Source organism: Micromonospora sp. bgisy143, from assembly GCF_057708145.1.
In genome coordinates this window covers 63,330-77,565 of sequence record NZ_JBYIRN010000020.1, presented here as the reverse complement: position 1 = coordinate 77,565, position 14,236 = coordinate 63,330, and the positions used below count along the sequence as shown (strand labels likewise).

The 14,236-nt window shown below is 70.8% G+C and carries 14 protein-coding genes; 9 read left to right on the top strand and 5 right to left on the bottom strand.

Annotated features, from left to right (window positions below; genetic code table 11):
* Nucleotides 1–7 precede the first annotated feature (7 nt).
* Together AC3EN4_RS22190 and AC3EN4_RS22185 are read left to right on the top strand one after the other, a co-directional pair.
* Nucleotides 8–1,537: an OmpL47-type beta-barrel domain-containing protein gene (locus AC3EN4_RS22190; protein ID WP_435207634.1), complete on the top strand. Its 1,530-nt coding sequence runs from the start codon at nucleotides 8–10 to the stop codon at nucleotides 1,535–1,537.
* 32 nt (nucleotides 1,538–1,569) lie between these two features.
* Complete coding sequence (locus AC3EN4_RS22185; RefSeq protein ID WP_435207633.1) at nucleotides 1,570–2,547, top strand: hypothetical protein; 978 nt, start codon at nucleotides 1,570–1,572, stop codon at nucleotides 2,545–2,547.
* Nucleotides 2,548–2,765: 218 nt separating this feature from the next.
* Here the strand turns inward: AC3EN4_RS22185 and AC3EN4_RS22180 are convergent, their stop codons facing one another.
* Nucleotides 2,766–3,395 carry an HD domain-containing protein gene (locus AC3EN4_RS22180; protein WP_435207632.1) on the bottom strand — a complete coding sequence of 210 codons (630 nt, stop codon included), beginning with the start codon at nucleotides 3,393–3,395 and terminating at the stop codon, nucleotides 2,766–2,768.
* On the bottom strand, nucleotides 3,392–4,519 hold the full coding sequence (locus AC3EN4_RS22175; RefSeq protein WP_435207631.1) for a helix-turn-helix transcriptional regulator: 1,128 nt from the start codon (nucleotides 4,517–4,519) through the stop codon (nucleotides 3,392–3,394). The genes AC3EN4_RS22180 and AC3EN4_RS22175 overlap by 4 nt, the downstream gene beginning before the upstream one ends.
* Before the next feature lie 201 nt (nucleotides 4,520–4,720).
* Here AC3EN4_RS22175 and AC3EN4_RS22170 point away from each other — a divergent pair, with 201 nt between their 5' ends.
* The 3 genes from AC3EN4_RS22170 (at nucleotide 4,721) to AC3EN4_RS22160 (ending at nucleotide 6,192) form a co-directional block, all read left to right on the top strand.
* Nucleotides 4,721–4,927, top strand: a complete 207-nt coding sequence (locus AC3EN4_RS22170) for a hypothetical protein (protein WP_435207630.1) — start codon at nucleotides 4,721–4,723, stop codon at nucleotides 4,925–4,927.
* Between the two features lie 20 nt (nucleotides 4,928–4,947).
* On the top strand, nucleotides 4,948–5,166 hold the full coding sequence (locus tag AC3EN4_RS22165; RefSeq protein ID WP_435207682.1) for a hypothetical protein: 219 nt from the start codon (nucleotides 4,948–4,950) through the stop codon (nucleotides 5,164–5,166).
* Between the two features lie 198 nt (nucleotides 5,167–5,364).
* Complete coding sequence (locus AC3EN4_RS22160; protein WP_435207629.1) at nucleotides 5,365–6,192, top strand: hypothetical protein; 828 nt, start codon at nucleotides 5,365–5,367, stop codon at nucleotides 6,190–6,192.
* An 80-nt stretch (nucleotides 6,193–6,272) separates the two neighbouring features.
* Here AC3EN4_RS22160 and AC3EN4_RS22155 read toward each other — a convergent pair whose 3' ends face one another.
* Nucleotides 6,273–7,397: a DUF1996 domain-containing protein gene (locus tag AC3EN4_RS22155; RefSeq protein ID WP_435207628.1), complete on the bottom strand. Its 1,125-nt coding sequence runs from the start codon at nucleotides 7,395–7,397 to the stop codon at nucleotides 6,273–6,275.
* A gap of 429 nt (nucleotides 7,398–7,826) precedes the next feature.
* On the opposite strand from AC3EN4_RS22155, the gene AC3EN4_RS22150 reads away from it, so the two are divergent.
* Both AC3EN4_RS22150 and AC3EN4_RS22145 read left to right on the top strand, forming a co-directional pair.
* Nucleotides 7,827–8,276: an Rv0361 family membrane protein gene (locus AC3EN4_RS22150; protein WP_435207627.1), complete on the top strand. Its 450-nt coding sequence runs from the start codon at nucleotides 7,827–7,829 to the stop codon at nucleotides 8,274–8,276.
* Between the two features lie 137 nt (nucleotides 8,277–8,413).
* Nucleotides 8,414–8,791, top strand: a complete 378-nt coding sequence (locus tag AC3EN4_RS22145; protein WP_435207626.1) for a MerR family transcriptional regulator — start codon at nucleotides 8,414–8,416, stop codon at nucleotides 8,789–8,791.
* Between the two features lie 24 nt (nucleotides 8,792–8,815).
* Here AC3EN4_RS22145 and AC3EN4_RS22140 read toward each other — a convergent pair whose 3' ends face one another.
* On the bottom strand, nucleotides 8,816–9,952 hold the full coding sequence (locus tag AC3EN4_RS22140) for an ROK family protein (protein WP_435207625.1): 1,137 nt from the start codon (nucleotides 9,950–9,952) through the stop codon (nucleotides 8,816–8,818).
* Nucleotides 9,953–9,993: 41 nt separating this feature from the next.
* On the opposite strand from AC3EN4_RS22140, the gene AC3EN4_RS22135 reads away from it, so the two are divergent.
* A complete protein-coding gene (locus AC3EN4_RS22135) occupies nucleotides 9,994–11,214 on the top strand; it encodes an MFS transporter (protein ID WP_435207624.1) in 1,221 nt (406 codons plus the stop codon).
* A gap of 40 nt (nucleotides 11,215–11,254) precedes the next feature.
* Here AC3EN4_RS22135 and AC3EN4_RS22130 read toward each other — a convergent pair whose 3' ends face one another.
* A complete protein-coding gene (locus tag AC3EN4_RS22130) occupies nucleotides 11,255–12,631 on the bottom strand; it encodes a serine hydrolase domain-containing protein (RefSeq protein ID WP_435207623.1) in 1,377 nt (458 codons plus the stop codon).
* Between the two features lie 228 nt (nucleotides 12,632–12,859).
* Here AC3EN4_RS22130 and AC3EN4_RS22125 point away from each other — a divergent pair, with 228 nt between their 5' ends.
* The gene (locus AC3EN4_RS22125; RefSeq protein WP_435207622.1) at nucleotides 12,860–14,236 is read left to right on the top strand and encodes an FAD-dependent oxidoreductase; all 1,377 of its coding nucleotides are present in this window, start codon (nucleotides 12,860–12,862) and stop codon (nucleotides 14,234–14,236) included.

Sequence of the window (14,236 nt, the reverse complement as noted above, 5' to 3'; positions counted from 1 at the left end):
AGAGACGATGATCCGACGACTCACGGCCGCGTTGGCGGCGGTCCTGCTCACGGTCGCACCGTTGGCCGCGCCGCCCGCCTCCGCCGCCCCCCGTGCCGCCGCGGACCAGGTGCTGACCTGGACCGCCGACGACAACACCACCCGCTACAAGTCCGTGCCCACCACCGCGGTGGCCGGCACGACAACGATCGTCTGGGAGAACAGCGCGGCCACCGGCAACACCACCGGGATGCCGCACACGCTGACCTTCGACACGTCCACCGAGGGTTACAACCACGACGTCACCATCAACATCCTGGCCAGTCCGTTCGACGCCAACAACGGCCGCCACGAGGCGACCGTCACGCTGACCCCGGGCCGGTACCGCTACTTCTGCGCCATTCCCGGCCACAGCCAGATGGTCGGCGAACTGGTGGTCACCGACGGCGGGGGAGGCGGCGACACCACGGCACCGACCGTCACCGCCGCCGTGTCCGGTGACCGCGACGGCGACGGCAACTACGTCGGCGCGGCGACGGTGACCGTCACGGCCACCGACGCGGACTCCGGCGTCGACACCGTCGAGTACCAGGTCGACGACACCAGCTTCCAGCCGTACACCCAGCCGGTGCGGGTCACCGCGGTCGGCGACCACTCGGTGCAGTTCCGCGCCACCGACCAGGCCGGCAACACCAGCGCCGTCGGCTCGGTGTCGTTCCGGGTCGTCGAGCCGACCGAGGAGGACACCACCGCGCCGGTGGTCACGGCCGCGCTGGCCGGCGACCGCGACGGCGACGGCAACTACGTGGGTACGGTCACCGCCACGCTGACCGCCACCGACGCCGGGTCGGGCGTCGCCACCATCGAGTACGCCCTCGACGGGGCCGCGTTCACCTCGTACACGAGCCCGGTCGTGGTGACCGCCACCGGGATGCACATGCTGCACTACCGGGCCACCGACGTCGCCGGCAACACCTCGGCCGAGCAGATGGCCCACTTCACCGTCGTCGCGCCGCCGGCCGAGGACACCACCCCACCCACCGTGACGGCCACGGTGGCCGGCGACCGCAACGATGACGGCGCGTACGTCGGCGCGGCGACCGTCACCGTGACGGCCACCGACGCCGACTCGGGCGTGGCGCGGACCGAGTACGCCCTCGACACCGGCGCGTGGACCGCGTACACCACCCCGGTCGTCGTCCGTACCGTCGGGGCGCACACCCTGCGCCACCGGGCGACGGACACCGCCGGTAACACCGCCGCCGAGCAGTCGGTGACGTTCACCGTCGTGGCCGACGGCACCGACGCCTGTCCCGCCTCCGACACGCGGGACACGGTGATCGTCGGCGGCGTCGACACCGGCGTGGCCAACGTCGACACCGGTGATGGCTGCACCATCAACGACCTGATCGACGAGGACGCGGACTATCCCGGTCACGCCGACTTCGTCCGGCACGTCGAGGCGGTCACCACCGCGCTGGTGACCGCCGGCACGCTCACCAAGCGCCAGCAGGGCGCCATCGTCCGGGCTGCGGCCCGATCGGACGTCGGCGCATGAGCCCCCGCATCTCATCGAGAGGGAGAACCACGATGCCCGGACGTACCGCCGCCAAGCTGGCCACCGTGAGCGCCGTCATCGCCGCCTCGGTGCTGGCCGTGGCACCGACCGCCCACGCCGACCTGGTCACCCACTGCATCGGCACCGGCGGTGCGGTGACCGTGCCCAACGACCTGCTCGTCCCGGCCGGTGAGTCCTGCGCGCTGACCGGCACCACGATCACCGGCAACGTCACCGTCGCCGCCGGCGCCAACCTGGTGGTCACTGGCGGCCGGGTCAGCGGCGAGGTACGGGTCGCCGCCGACGGCTACCTCGACGCCACCGAGACGACCGTCGACGGCCAGGTCGTGCTGGCCGCCGGAGGGTACGGCATCTACCTGTCCGACGCCTCCACGGGCGCGTTGACCGTCCGGCCGAAGGGCTCGGCGACCATCGACAGCTTCCTGTTCGCCGAGGCGTCCACGATCAGCGGGAACGTCACCGTCGGCGCCGGTGAGGTACGGCTCGACGGCGGCACCCAGGTGACGCGCAACGTCAGCAGCACCGGCACCTACTACACCGACGTGCACGACTCGTTCGTCGACGGCACCCTGTCGGTGCTCAACAGCGCCACCGGCAGTGTCGTGTGCGGCAGCGCCGTCCGGGGCCGGGCCACCTTCGCCGGCAACCTCGGCGGCGTCCAACTCGGCCCGAACGGCGCCCTGGACAGTTGCGCCTCCGGCGGCTACTGGGGCGCGGACGTCAGTGTCACCAACACCACCGGTGGCGTCACCGTCGACGACAACATCATCAACGGCCAGTTGACCGTGACGGGCAACGACCCGGCCGCGCAGGTGGCGGCGAACAACCGCATCCGGGGCGGCGTGACGGGCGATCAGGCCGCGCCGAGCGCCAACCGGGCGGCCCGGATGGCGGCCCCGGACCGCGAGGAGGCGGGCGACGAGCGGGCCGAGGTCCGGCGTACCTCGGCGGTGCAGGACGCCACCGAGGCGGGCGCCGCCAAGCTCTAGCCCAACGGCCGGGGCCGCCGTGCGGCCCGACCTCGTCGATCATGGGGTTGTGGTGCCCGACATGGGCGACGACATCTGGTTCGTCCCCACCACAACTCCATGATCGACGCGTACGAGGGCCGGTCACTAGGTGATCGGCCATCGCCGTCGTGCCGGGTCGGGCCCGCCGCGGCGGCCTCCGCGTGGTGGATGCGGCGTCGGAAGCCTCCCGGATCGTGTCAGAGGTCGCCGTTCAGAGCCTGGTGCGGACGGGCCGGTGTCGGCTGGTCCGCCGACTGTGGCGGGGGTGTGAGCCAGGCGAGTGGTTGTCCGGTGAGAGCGGCTTCGGCGAGGCGGAGGGCGCTGGCGGTCTTGAGCGCCGCTCGTGAGCTGTCGATCCAGCGCTGCACGTTGTCGATGCCCTGGTGGCGGTACTCGACGGCTTGCACGAGGCATTCCAACTTGTCGGCGTCGCGGGCGACGATGGCTTCAAGTGTCTCGCCGGCTTCGTATTCGGCGACTGCGGCGGTGATGACGTCGGCGACGGCCGGTGGGCAGGCGGCGACCTGGTCGGCGGTGACGGCGGTGTTGGGTACGGCGGTGAGGTAGCGCTTGGCGATGTGGGGGATGTCGGTGATTCGGGTTTCCTGGGTGTCGTGCAGGGTGCAGAGCATCGACACGCGGCCTGGGTCAGCGCTCTCCATGGCAGCGAGCATCATTCCGATGAGCGCGGTCCGGAACGAGTGTTCGGCGATGGACTCGGGTTGCTTGACGCCTGCGAACCACCAGCCGGTGCGCGCGGCGCGTTTGAGAACGCCGGCTTCGAAGATGAAGCGCATCGCTGCGGCGGCGTCGTGGTCGTCGGTCATCTGCCCGTCCCTGTGCCGGTGAATCCGTCCGCCCGCAGGCGGTAGGCGATAGAGGTTAGTTCCTGCCGCGACTGCGCGGAGATCCGGTCGCTGTCCAAGAGCGGGACGCTGCGGTCGAGAAGTGCCCGAGTTGGGGCGGGGTTGTCGAGAGCGATTCCGCGTCGTGCAGTCAGCAGAGCCCAGATATTGTGGATGTTGAGATCCACGAAGGGATGCCCTGGTTCGAGGCGACAGACCAGGTGCCGAAGCAGGGTTGCGCCGTGCCACTCAGCGAGCGGTCCGGGCATGAAGGAGTCGTCGCGGTGGCGGTATGGGATCTCGCCCACCCAGTAGGCCGAGTAGTTGAGGGCCGCTCGCTCGCAGGCGTCGTCGGGATGCGCCCGAGCGATGAAGTCCCGCAATGGCTCCGGGTCACCCTGGTTGGCGAGGGACGTGACGACGGAGCGGGCGTCTGGCCACAGCGGTGACCAGGTGCGGAAGGTTGTCGTGCGGTGTGCTCGGGTGGTGGCCTGGGTGAGCCAGTCTGCTGCTGCCTTGGTGGGGTCCATGCCGGCGAGGAAGCAGGCTTGCCGGTGTAGCAGTACGTTCCGGCGCCGTCCGGCGGCGGCGCGTTCGGCGAGCACCCGAAGGTGAGCGAAGAACGCACGTTGCTCGTCGACGGGCAGGGTGGGCCCGGACGCTACTGGACCTCGGCGGGGATGGGCGAGAGGCAGCCCTCTGGTGATTGTCGGTGTCTGCCCGAGGACGGCCCAGAGGATCAGGTCGGTCAGACGGTGGGTGAGCACGGACCAGCCCAGTGGCTGTTCGGTGATGTCGCAGCGGTCCACATGCTTGTCGAGGACGGCGGCGAGGATGAGATCCGCCTCGGCGGCGTCGTCGAGCGCTGTGAGTAGGAGTGTGTTCGCGCCGAGCCGTCCGAGTCGGCGTCGGACGGCGATCGCCTGTCCGAGCGGTACCGCGATGAATGGTCTTCGCCCGGATTCCCAACTCTGCACGGTTACGCGATCGACCTCTAGGTCGACGGCAAGCTGCTCCTGCGTGAGCGGGATGGACTCCCGGACCAGCTTCAACAGGTAGCCGGTTATCTCGCCGCGATGTGGCGCTGATCGTCTGCGACCCTGCATGCGTCGTCCCTACATTGACCCGTGGTCGACGTTCCGCCGTGCAACGCGTACTGCGGAAGCGCATCTCGCCTGTTCAGTCGTACTGCGGGTGAGTCCAACCGCCGTCGTCGTGATCGTAGCGTCGCAGTTACCGAATGTTCCAGATCCGGTCCCGTGGTTCGGGGCCGGCCACGACGTGCTGCGCGGTGGAGGGAGCCAGCGATGCGGAACAGGACACCACCATGGCGACGAGTCACCTACGACCAGTACCTGATCGCCGTCGCGATGACCCTGGCACGGCGACACCGCCCGGCCTGGTCGTGGCCGAAGTGGAGGTGGATCTGTCGCTGTGGGGGCGACCTGCCCTGCCGTAGCCGACACCGCATCCCGATCAGTCGGGGCCACTGGCCCGCCGAGGAGGAGCAGTGAGCAACCAAGCCCTGCCGAGCATGACCATGCACGATCCGGTGCTGCCGATCTGGAGTTGCGGCGGTTGCGGCGCGCCCTGGCCCTGCCGCACGCGGCAGCGCGAGCTACGTGCGGAGTTCGACGACTCTCCGCTCTCGCTGGCTCTCTATCTGGGTGCCCAACTGGTGCGGGCCTCTGAGGACCTGACGTGGGTGCCGGCGAGGACGCTGCACAGACGCTTCCTTGGTTGGCTTCGGTGAGCACCCTGCGCCCGCCAACACGAGCAAGGCCACCTGAGAAACGTGCACCCGAAGGTGCGGGTCCAGCGTCTCATCTGATGCCAGACCTGCGACGACGCGAGGTCTCCGGGTCTTCGATTCCCTGCAGTGGCTGAGCCGTCCACCGGCCAGGTCATGCCGATCTGGAGCTGCGATGGGTGCGGCCTGCCCTGGCCCTGCATGACCCGGAAGCGCGAGTTGCGCGCGGAGTATGCGGACGCTCCGGCGTCATTGGCCCTCTACCTCGCGTCCTACCTCGTGCAGGCGACCGGGGACATGCACTGGACGCCGGCCGGTGCGCTGCACCGCCGATTCCTCGGTTGGACCAGGGATGTCCACGCTTGCGCGCCGCTGCGGGCGTCGGAAGAATTCCCGGCCATGTCGGAAGATCATCAGCCGGAGCGCGGCGAGGACGAGACGGACATCGAGGAGCACGTCGTCAGCTGCCCCATCGGCGGGGAGTTGGTCGATCAGCTCATTGGGTTGGCCGACCTGCCCTGGCACGATCCGGCCGTCACCAGCCGGGCGATGCGGAGCCTCGGTTGGTCCACCGACGGGGTGCCGACCGACGAGGCGCGTTTCGTCACCCCGGCCGGTCACGCCGTCTACACCGACTACGGCCTCTACCTGCCCTTCGTCCACTACTACGTGGTGGGCGGAGAGTTGTGGCCGGATGACTTCTGGGGTTCGCAGCCCGGCTGGTCGAGCGAGCGGGGCGCCGGACGCGTGGAGTTCGAGGCGTACCTTGATGCGGCGATCGACCGGTTTTCCGAACGGCTCGGCCCGCCGGAGTGTGACGTCCGGACCGAGGGCAGGTACCTCGCCATTGGTCACTACTCCTGGCGGTACGCCGCCTGGCGACGCGGCGGCACCATCATCGTGCTCGGTCCCGCCCTGGACGGTTACTCCTATGGTCAGGACGAGGAGGCCGTCGTCTACATCGGCGAGTTCGCCCCGGACCGGCCGTTCCCGGCGGCAGCCGACTTCCTGGGCCTGCTGCGCAAGTAGGTGATTACGCGAGGTCTCCGGCGTCGGGTTCGGCCCGGTCGCCTAACCCGACCACCGGAGACCGCGCGGGTCAGGTCAGCTCAGAAGTTGCCAGCGGAGTTGCACTTCACCTTTTGGTCGAGGCAGTTGCGGACCCTTGCGGCCAGCGCCTCGTCCTTCCAGGCGTTGAAGAAGTCGGCGTGCATCGAGAACGAGGTGCCGGACGCGAGGGTGATGCCGTTCGTGTTCGCGCTCAACGGGTACGAGATCACGAAGGACACCGACGGGACGGGCACCGGGTGGCTCTTCGGGCAGGCTCCGGTGTGGTCGCCGTTGGCCATGTGCGCCTTGTGGTCGGGGCTGTCCAGGTGCTTGCCGTCCCAGCAGTCCGGGAAGGTGATCTGCCGGACGACGTGCGCGGTCTTGGCGCAGACCGGGAAGGTCTTGTCGGCGCTGCGGCCGATCTCGCCGCCGATGCCGGCGCACCAGAAGTGGTTGCCCTGCTTGTCCGGGGTGTCCACCTGGTTCTTGGCATTGCCGGTGATCATCCGCAGGCCGAACGGGAAGGGCTGGGTCCTGCTCGGGTCCTTCAGTCGGGAGCCGTAGTAGACGGTCACCTCGGTCGGGTCGACGACCTTGCCGTTCTGGTACATGGTCGGTACCCAGTAGGCGGACTGGTCGTCGGGCGAGTTGCAGGTGGTCGCCTTCGACGCTCGCAGCGACTCGGCGGTCGAGGTGGCGTCGGTCGACCTGTTGCCCCAGAAGGTGTGGTTGTGCGAGGCGCCGACCAGCTTGGGCAGGACGATCGGGTCGTCGCTGTTGTGGTGGCTGACCGTGCAGCCGACGTTGAACTCGGCGACCTTCACCGGGTTGCCGGTCACCGGCTTCGGCTTGCGCGCGAAGAATGCCTTCGTCGCGGCGGCCTGCGCGGCGGCGTCGACGGTGATCCAGCCACCCGATGTGGTCGGCGGCGCGGCGCTCGTGGACGAGGGGCCCGGCTTGGCCGGAGCGGGCGGGCTGGTCGAGGTGCCCGGTGCGCTCGGCGTGGTCGCCGTGGCGGTCGTCGGTGTCGCGGGGCCGGACGAGCCGATGCCGGTGTCGCTGGACGGGCCGGACGCGCCGGGTGTGCCCGGAGACTCCTTGCATCCGCCGGTGAACGCCAGGCCCAGCACCAGCAGGGCGGTCAGGGCATGACGGTGTCGAGGGGTGGGTCGCAGATATGTCAACGAGGGTGCACCTTTCTTCCGAGAAGAAAGAGTACGAGTTGACCCGCTGCGCCTATCCGGTCGCGCCGATTAAATGTGCCTTAAATATCGCTGGGAGATTGCCCGGTAGGCTCTGCGCGGCGATCGGCCGTGTCGATTGCGTATCGAATCTCAGAAAAACGTAATCAGTGGCTCCGTCGACGGTCTATCTCGTTGCTGCGCTGGTGGCGGTCATGTCCACAGCATCGCACGGAGTCGTCCGCCCCGGTGCCTCGCCGGCCTCACGAGGTGTCCGATGCCGTTCGACATCAATCTTTTGCTTCGTGTTTGCCGAACCCTCGCGAGGTCCAGCCGACGCGCACACTTATGCGGGAGCGACAAATGTGGGGGCGAGGTCCTATCCGTGCCGAAGAGCGCGTGTGCTTGCGGGGCGGCCCTACCGTCCAGGTCATGACGTACGAGCCGATAATGGTGCCCGCCTCGCCGCCCCGGACGGCTCGTCGGGTGCTGCTCGTCCTTGCCGGCGTGCTGGCGGTCTGCTGTGTCGTGGGCAGCTGCGTCGGCCTCTGGTTCTACCGCAGTCTCAAGCGGGAGGTCGGACCGGCCCGGTCGGTCGCGGTCGGGTACATCGATGATGTACGGGCCGGCGACTATTCGGGCGCGTACGGGCGGCTGTGCGAGCGGGTGCGCACGGCCATGACCCAGGAGGACTTCTCACGGGTCCAGGCCGCGCAACTGGAGATCAGCAGTTACGAGATCACCGGTGTGTACGTCAACAACTACAACGGGCGGCTGACCGCCACCGCCACCGTGACCATGGTCCAGAAGTCCACCGGCGCCCAGGCCACCCAGACCATGGGTCTGGTGAAGGAGGACGACGAGTGGCGCGTCTGCCAGTGAGCGCCACCTCGCGCTCCAACGGCGACGGCCCGGCCGGGCCGTGATTGGGCGATGACATGAACGCGGCCTACGCTGAAACCTGACGTTGACGTGAGAGACAGAGCCGTGGCGCCCGTCACGGCCAGGGGGGAGGGGTCGTGCGGATCGGGGAGCTGGCGTCCCACACGGGAGTGTCGGTGCGCGCCCTGCGCTACTACGAGGAGCAGTCGCTGCTGGTCCCCGAGCGCAGCGGCGGCGGCCAGCGGCACTACGACGAGACGGCGGTCGACCGGGTCCAGCTCATCCAGACGCTGTACGCCGCAGGTCTGTCCAGCCGGACGATCCTGGATCTGCTGCCCTGCGTCGACGCCCAGGTCAACACGCCGCAGTCCCGTGCCCTGCTGAACGCCGAACGGGACCGCATCACCCACCAGATCGACCAGCTCGTCCAGGTCCGGGATCGCCTCGACGCGGTGATCAGCGCCAGCGAGGACCCGGGCAACGGCTGCGGCTACGCCGACACCGTCCCGCGGTAGTTGGCCGTACGGTCCCGGGGTCGCTCAGCGGGCACCGACGACGGCCTGTCGCGCGATCGTGGGCGGAGGGCCGGAGGTGAGGTCCGGGATGCCGTAGAGCTGGTCGAGGACCTGCATCGCGGCTCCGGCGGCGATCACGTCCGGGCCGAGGCCGGACAGGGTCACGGTCGGGACCAGCCAGTCCGCGCGCCGCACGTCGGTACGGACGGCCCGCTCGACGGCGGCGCGGTAGACCTCCGCGTGGCGCAGCAGGTCCGCGCCGGCCAGGACCACGTGGGCGAGGTCGAGGGTCTGGAGCAGGTTGACGACCCCGATCGCCAGTACCCGGGCGGCACGCGGGATGTCCCCGGCCTCGGCGGCGTGCAGGTGGACGACCTCCAGGCAGCCGTGGCGTCCGCAGACGCAGGCGGGCCCGTCCAGGTCGACGACCGTGTGCCCGAACTCGCCGGCGTTGGTGTGCGCGCCCCGATGCGCCGCGCCGCCCAGCCAGAACCCGCCCCCGATGCCGGATTCGACCATGATGAGCGCCGCGTCGCCGAACGTCGTGCCGTGCCGCCACGCCTCGGCGGTGATCCCGGCGGTGACGTCCTTGTCCAGGTGCACCGGCAGGCGTAGCCGCGCCTCGGCCAGTTCGCGTAGCGGTACGTCGTGCCAGTGCCGTAGGCCGTGCGCGTCCCGGACCAGTCCGTTGGCGTGGTCGAGGGGGCCGATCATGCCGAGGCCCACGCCCGTCAGCCGGTCCTGTGCGGCGGAGTCCGCGGTGATCGTCTCGATGCCGGCGCACAGGGCGTGGAGGAGTTGGTCGGGGGTGAAGTCCTCCGGCAGCGGGCTGACCGTCGAGTGGCGTACGGCGCCGGCCAGGTCGACCAGGACCAGTCGCAGTGTGCGCCGGGCGACGTGCGCGCCGATCGCGTACCGGCTGTCGGGGACGAGTTCGTAGACGACGGCCGGTTTGCCGATGCCCGGGCGGCGGACACCGGCGGGACGGATCAGCCCGGCGGCGGTCAACCGGGCGATGACCTTGGAGACGGCCTGCGGGGTCAGGCCGGTGGCGGCGACGACCGTCGACCGTTCGAACGTGCGCGTCGTACGCCCGACGGCCAGCACCTGCGCCTGGTTGTAGCCGCGCAGGAACGTCACGTCCGCTGTGGTCCGCGTCATCTCGCCACTCTATTACGCAACGCTGTTGCTAAATTCGCTCGGTGAATGAACTGAGCAGAGGTCAGCGACTCGCGGCGCTTGTCGCCCTGGCGCTCGGAGGGGTGGCGGTCGGCCTGACCGAGTTCGTGGCGATGGGCCTGCTACCCGAGATGGCACGCGACCTGCTGGCGCAGCAGTACGCGCGCTCCTCGTCGGACGCCGTCGCCCGCGCCGGTTGGATGATCACGGCGTACGCGCTGGGTGTCGTCGTGGGCGCGCCACTGATCGCCGTGCTCAGCGCGCGCCTGCCCCGCCGCAGGCTCGTGCTCGGGCTGCTCGTCCTCTTCGCCGCCGGCACGATCGCCTCGGCGACCGCCCCGAACTTCGAGCTGGTGCTGGTCGCGCGGTTCGTCGCCGCGCTGCCGCACGGCGCGTACTTCGGCGCGGCCGGCCTGCTCGCCGCGACCCTGATGGGTCCCGGCAACGAGGCCCGGGGCTTCGCCACCGTGCTCGGTGGCCTGACCGTGAGCAACGTGGTGGGCGTACCGCTGATCACGCGACTCGGGCAGGCAGCCGGCTGGCGTACCGCGTACCTGGTCATCGCAGGTGTCTTCCTGCTCACGCTGCTGGCGGTGCTGGCGGTCGTGCCGGAGGTGGCCGCGGCGGCGGACGGCTCGCCGGCCGCCGAGCTGCGGGCGCTGCGGACCTCGCAGGTCTGGCTGGTCGCGGCCACCGGCGCGATCGGCTTCGCCGGGTTCTTCGCGGTCGACTCGTACATCGCGCCGGTCACCACCGACGTCGCCGGCCTCTCCGCCGCGACGGTGCCGTGGGTGCTGGTCGCGGTGGGCCTCGGCATGACCGTCGGCAACGCCCTGGGCGGCTGGCTCGCCGACCGGGACCTGCGTCGCAGCATGATGATCGGCTTCGTGGCGATGATCGCCAGCATCGGCGTGTTCAGTCTCGTCGCGTCGCACCGGGTGGGCCTGTTCGTCGGCGCGTTCCTGGTCGGCGCGACGAGCCTCTACCTCGGTCCGGTGCTTCAGGCACGCCTCATCACGGTCGCCCCCGGAGCGCAGTTGATGGGCGCGGCCCTCAACCAGTCCGCCATGAACATCGCGAACAGCCTGGGCGCGGCGCTGGGCAGCGTCGGCATCGCCGCCGGGCTCGGCTACCTCGCGCCGGCCCGGGTGGGACTGGTCCTCGCGGTCGTCGGGCTGGGCCTGGGAATCGTCAGCTACGCGGGGCGTCGTCGAGACCGGGAACCGGCCACCGTGGCAGGCTGACCGCCACCGCCACCGCCACCGCCACCGCCACCGGCGTCGGTCAGCGGACCGCTGCCGCGAGGAGGTCGCCGACGGCCGCGCGGACCGGGTCGGGATTCGCCCAGGACCAGTTCGGGTGGGCCCGGTTCGTGAGCAGGGCGAGGACCAGCCTGCGGCCCGGGTCGACCAGCAGCGAGGGGCCGGCGAACCCGGTGTGACCGAAGGTGCGGCTCGACGCGAGCCGCCCCATGAACCACGGCTGGTCGAGGACGACGCCGAGACCGTGGGCGGCCGTGCGCTGGGGACGCTCCGGGTCGACGGCCGGCTTGCCCGCGTTGTGGTTGGTCAGCATCCGGCGCACGGTGCCGGCGGCGAGGACCCGTCGGCCCTGGTAGGTGCCACCGTCGAGGAGCATCTGGCCGACGGCGGCGAGATCGCTGGCGCTCGCGAACACCCCGGCGTGACCGGCGACGCCGCCGAGGTTGTTGGCGACGTCGTCGTGCACGGTGCCGCGGAGCAGGCCGCGCGACGAGCGGGCGTCGGTGGCGACCATCCGGGCCGCCCGCTCGGTGGCCGACAGCCAGGTCATCGGGTTGAAGCCGGTGTCGCGCAGGCCGAGTGGACCGGTGAGGTTGGCCTTGAGCGCCTGGTCGAGGCGTTTCCCGGTGACCTTCTCGACGATCTTGCCGGCGACCATGAGGCCGACGCTGGAGTAGCGGAACGTGTCCCCGGGCACGGCGCCCGCGACCAGCGGGGTGGCGAGCACCGCGTTCCACCGGGCGGCGTTGTCCGGCAGGCCGGTGACCTTGGCCCCGACCGGGAGGCCGCCGGTGTGGGTGAGCAGCATCTCGACGGTGACCCGGTCCTTGCCCGTGCCGGTGAACCCCGGCAGATAGTCGCGCACCGGGGCGCCCAGGTCGACACGACCCTTGTCGACCTGCTGGAGCAGCAGGATGGCGGTGTAGACCTTGGTGACCGAGGCCAGGTCGAAGATGGAATCGGGGCGCATCGCGACCCGGCTCTTCGCCGCGAGCAGCTTCGGGCCGGCCGCGTAGCGCAGGGCCTCCCCGACCGCGGTGTGCACGGTCGTCCTGCCGTCGACCAGCACGACGGCGACCGCGCCGGGAAAGCCGTGGTGCGTGACGGTCTGCGCCGAGGCGGGCAGGTGCCGGCGCAGCAACGCGGTCACGTCCGCCGCGTACCGGGCCTGGTTGCCCGGCGCGCCCGCGCCGGCCGTGGGGGAGGTGCTCGGCGTACCCGCCAAAGGGGTTGTGGGCTTTCCGGCCGCGCCGAAACCCACCCGGTTCCCCGCCGCGTCGGTGGCGGTCACCGCGCCGCCCGGGTCGGCCCCGCCCGCCGACTCACCGCCGCAACCGGCGAGGGCGGAGGTCGCGGCGGCCAGACCAACCCCGAGCAGGGTACGACGGGCGACGGGCATGCCGGTGATGCTGACAGATCCGAACGGCGTGCGCCACGCCCCGTCAGCCGTACGCCGACCCCGTCCAGCGATGTGGCCGGTTTCCGACACCCGTGCGGGCCGTACGGGCAACCGACACTGCCTGTGCAACTATCGTCAGGCATCCTGTCGAACGGCCGGCGCCGCCGGTCTGTCCGTGCGGCAGACCCGGGGGAGGGTGCCCTGCCGCGTACTCCTTTGGAGAGCACCATGTCCCTCTCCCCGGTTCGGGTCTTCGCCGCGTTGAACGCCGTGCGACCTCCCGAGCAGCCCACTCCGATCCTGGGTAAGGCGGTGGTGGTCGGCGGCAGCGTCGCCGGCCTGCTGGCCGCCCGGGTCCTGTCCGACCACGCCGAGAGTGTCGTCCTCATCGACCGGGACGACCCGCAGCTCAGCGGCGCCCGGCCCGGCGTACCCCAGGGCACCCAACTGCACGCGCTGCTGCCCGGCGGCCTCCTTCAGTTGGAGCAGTTGTTCCCCGGTTTCCGCCAGCAGGCGCTGGCCCACGGCGCGATCGAGGCGCCACCCGCCACCCGGCGCAGCTACCTCGACGGCCGTCGCAAGGTGGTGGTACCCGACGATGACGACAGCCTGGCCGGCAGCCGGCCGCTGCTGGAGGGGCTGATCCGCCAGCAGGTGCTCCAACTGCCGAACGTCAAGACGGTCACCGCCCGCGCCACCGGGCTCCTCATCGAGAACGGCGCGGTCACCGGCGTGCGCTGCGAGGTCAACGGGGTCGCCGGCGTCGAGGGTGGCGACCTGGTGGTGGATGCCATGGGCCGGTCCAGCCGGCTCTCCGACTGGCTGGAGCAGGCCGGTTGGGAGCGCCCCGTCACCCGCCGGATGCCCGTGCACCTCAACTACGCCACCGCGCTGTTCCGACGCCCGGAAGAGACTCCGCAGGCGCGGGTCGTCATGGCCCTGCACACCCCACGGACCATGACGGACGTCGCCGGCGCCGCCTTCTTCGCCATCGAGGACGGCCGTTGGATGGCGATGATGGCCGGCTACGGTGACGACCGGCCCGGACGCACCGCGCAGGACTTCGTCCGCCGGCTGCGCGAGCAGTTCCCGCCCGAGTTCGGCGAGATCGCGGACCGGGAGATGCTCGGTGACGTCCAGACCTACCACCACGCCGACAGCCGGCGACGGGACTTCTACGCGCTGCGGCGTTTCCCGGCCCGGCTCGTCAGCGTGGGCGACGCCGTCGCGTCGTTCAACCCGGTGTACGGGCAGGGCATGACGGCCGCGGCCCTGCACGCGGCCTGCCTGTCGGCGTACCTGCGCCCCGGACCGGACCTGAACGCGCCCGCCCGCCACTTCCTCGACCTGCAGAAGGTCGTGGTCGACGCCGCGTGGTCCACGTCGACCTCCGCCGACCTGGGGTTGCCGCACGTCGACGGCCCCTACCCGCGCGGCTACCGGGTCACAAGCTGGGTGAGCCGGCAGATCCTCTCGGCGACCGTGACGGACGTGGGGATCGCCCGCCGGTTCAACGAGGTCGTCTCCATGCGTGAGCACCCGCTGTCGCTGGCCACTCCCGGCGTGATCCTGGGCGCCCTGCGGGCCAACCGCCGGGCGGGCTGA

Excerpts from the sequence above, each read along its gene's own strand:
- AC3EN4_RS22190 (WP_435207634.1), top strand. The coding sequence starts at position 8 with ATGATCCGACGACTCACGGCCGCGTTGGCGGCGGTCCTGCTCACGGTC.
- AC3EN4_RS22185 (WP_435207633.1), top strand. The coding sequence starts at position 1,570 with ATGCCCGGACGTACCGCCGCCAAGCTGGCCACCGTGAGCGCCGTCATC.
- AC3EN4_RS22180 (WP_435207632.1), bottom strand. The coding sequence starts at position 3,395 with ATGACCGACGACCACGACGCCGCCGCAGCGATGCGCTTCATCTTCGAA.
- AC3EN4_RS22175 (WP_435207631.1), bottom strand. The coding sequence starts at position 4,519 with ATGCAGGGTCGCAGACGATCAGCGCCACATCGCGGCGAGATAACCGGC.
- AC3EN4_RS22170 (WP_435207630.1), top strand. The coding sequence starts at position 4,721 with ATGCGGAACAGGACACCACCATGGCGACGAGTCACCTACGACCAGTAC.
- AC3EN4_RS22165 (WP_435207682.1), top strand. The coding sequence starts at position 4,948 with ATGACCATGCACGATCCGGTGCTGCCGATCTGGAGTTGCGGCGGTTGC.
- AC3EN4_RS22160 (WP_435207629.1), top strand. The coding sequence starts at position 5,365 with ATGACCCGGAAGCGCGAGTTGCGCGCGGAGTATGCGGACGCTCCGGCG.
- AC3EN4_RS22150 (WP_435207627.1), top strand. The coding sequence starts at position 7,827 with ATGACGTACGAGCCGATAATGGTGCCCGCCTCGCCGCCCCGGACGGCT.
- AC3EN4_RS22140 (WP_435207625.1), bottom strand. The coding sequence starts at position 9,952 with ATGACGCGGACCACAGCGGACGTGACGTTCCTGCGCGGCTACAACCAG.
- AC3EN4_RS22130 (WP_435207623.1), bottom strand. The coding sequence starts at position 12,631 with ATGCCCGTCGCCCGTCGTACCCTGCTCGGGGTTGGTCTGGCCGCCGCG.
- AC3EN4_RS22125 (WP_435207622.1), top strand. The coding sequence starts at position 12,860 with ATGTCCCTCTCCCCGGTTCGGGTCTTCGCCGCGTTGAACGCCGTGCGA.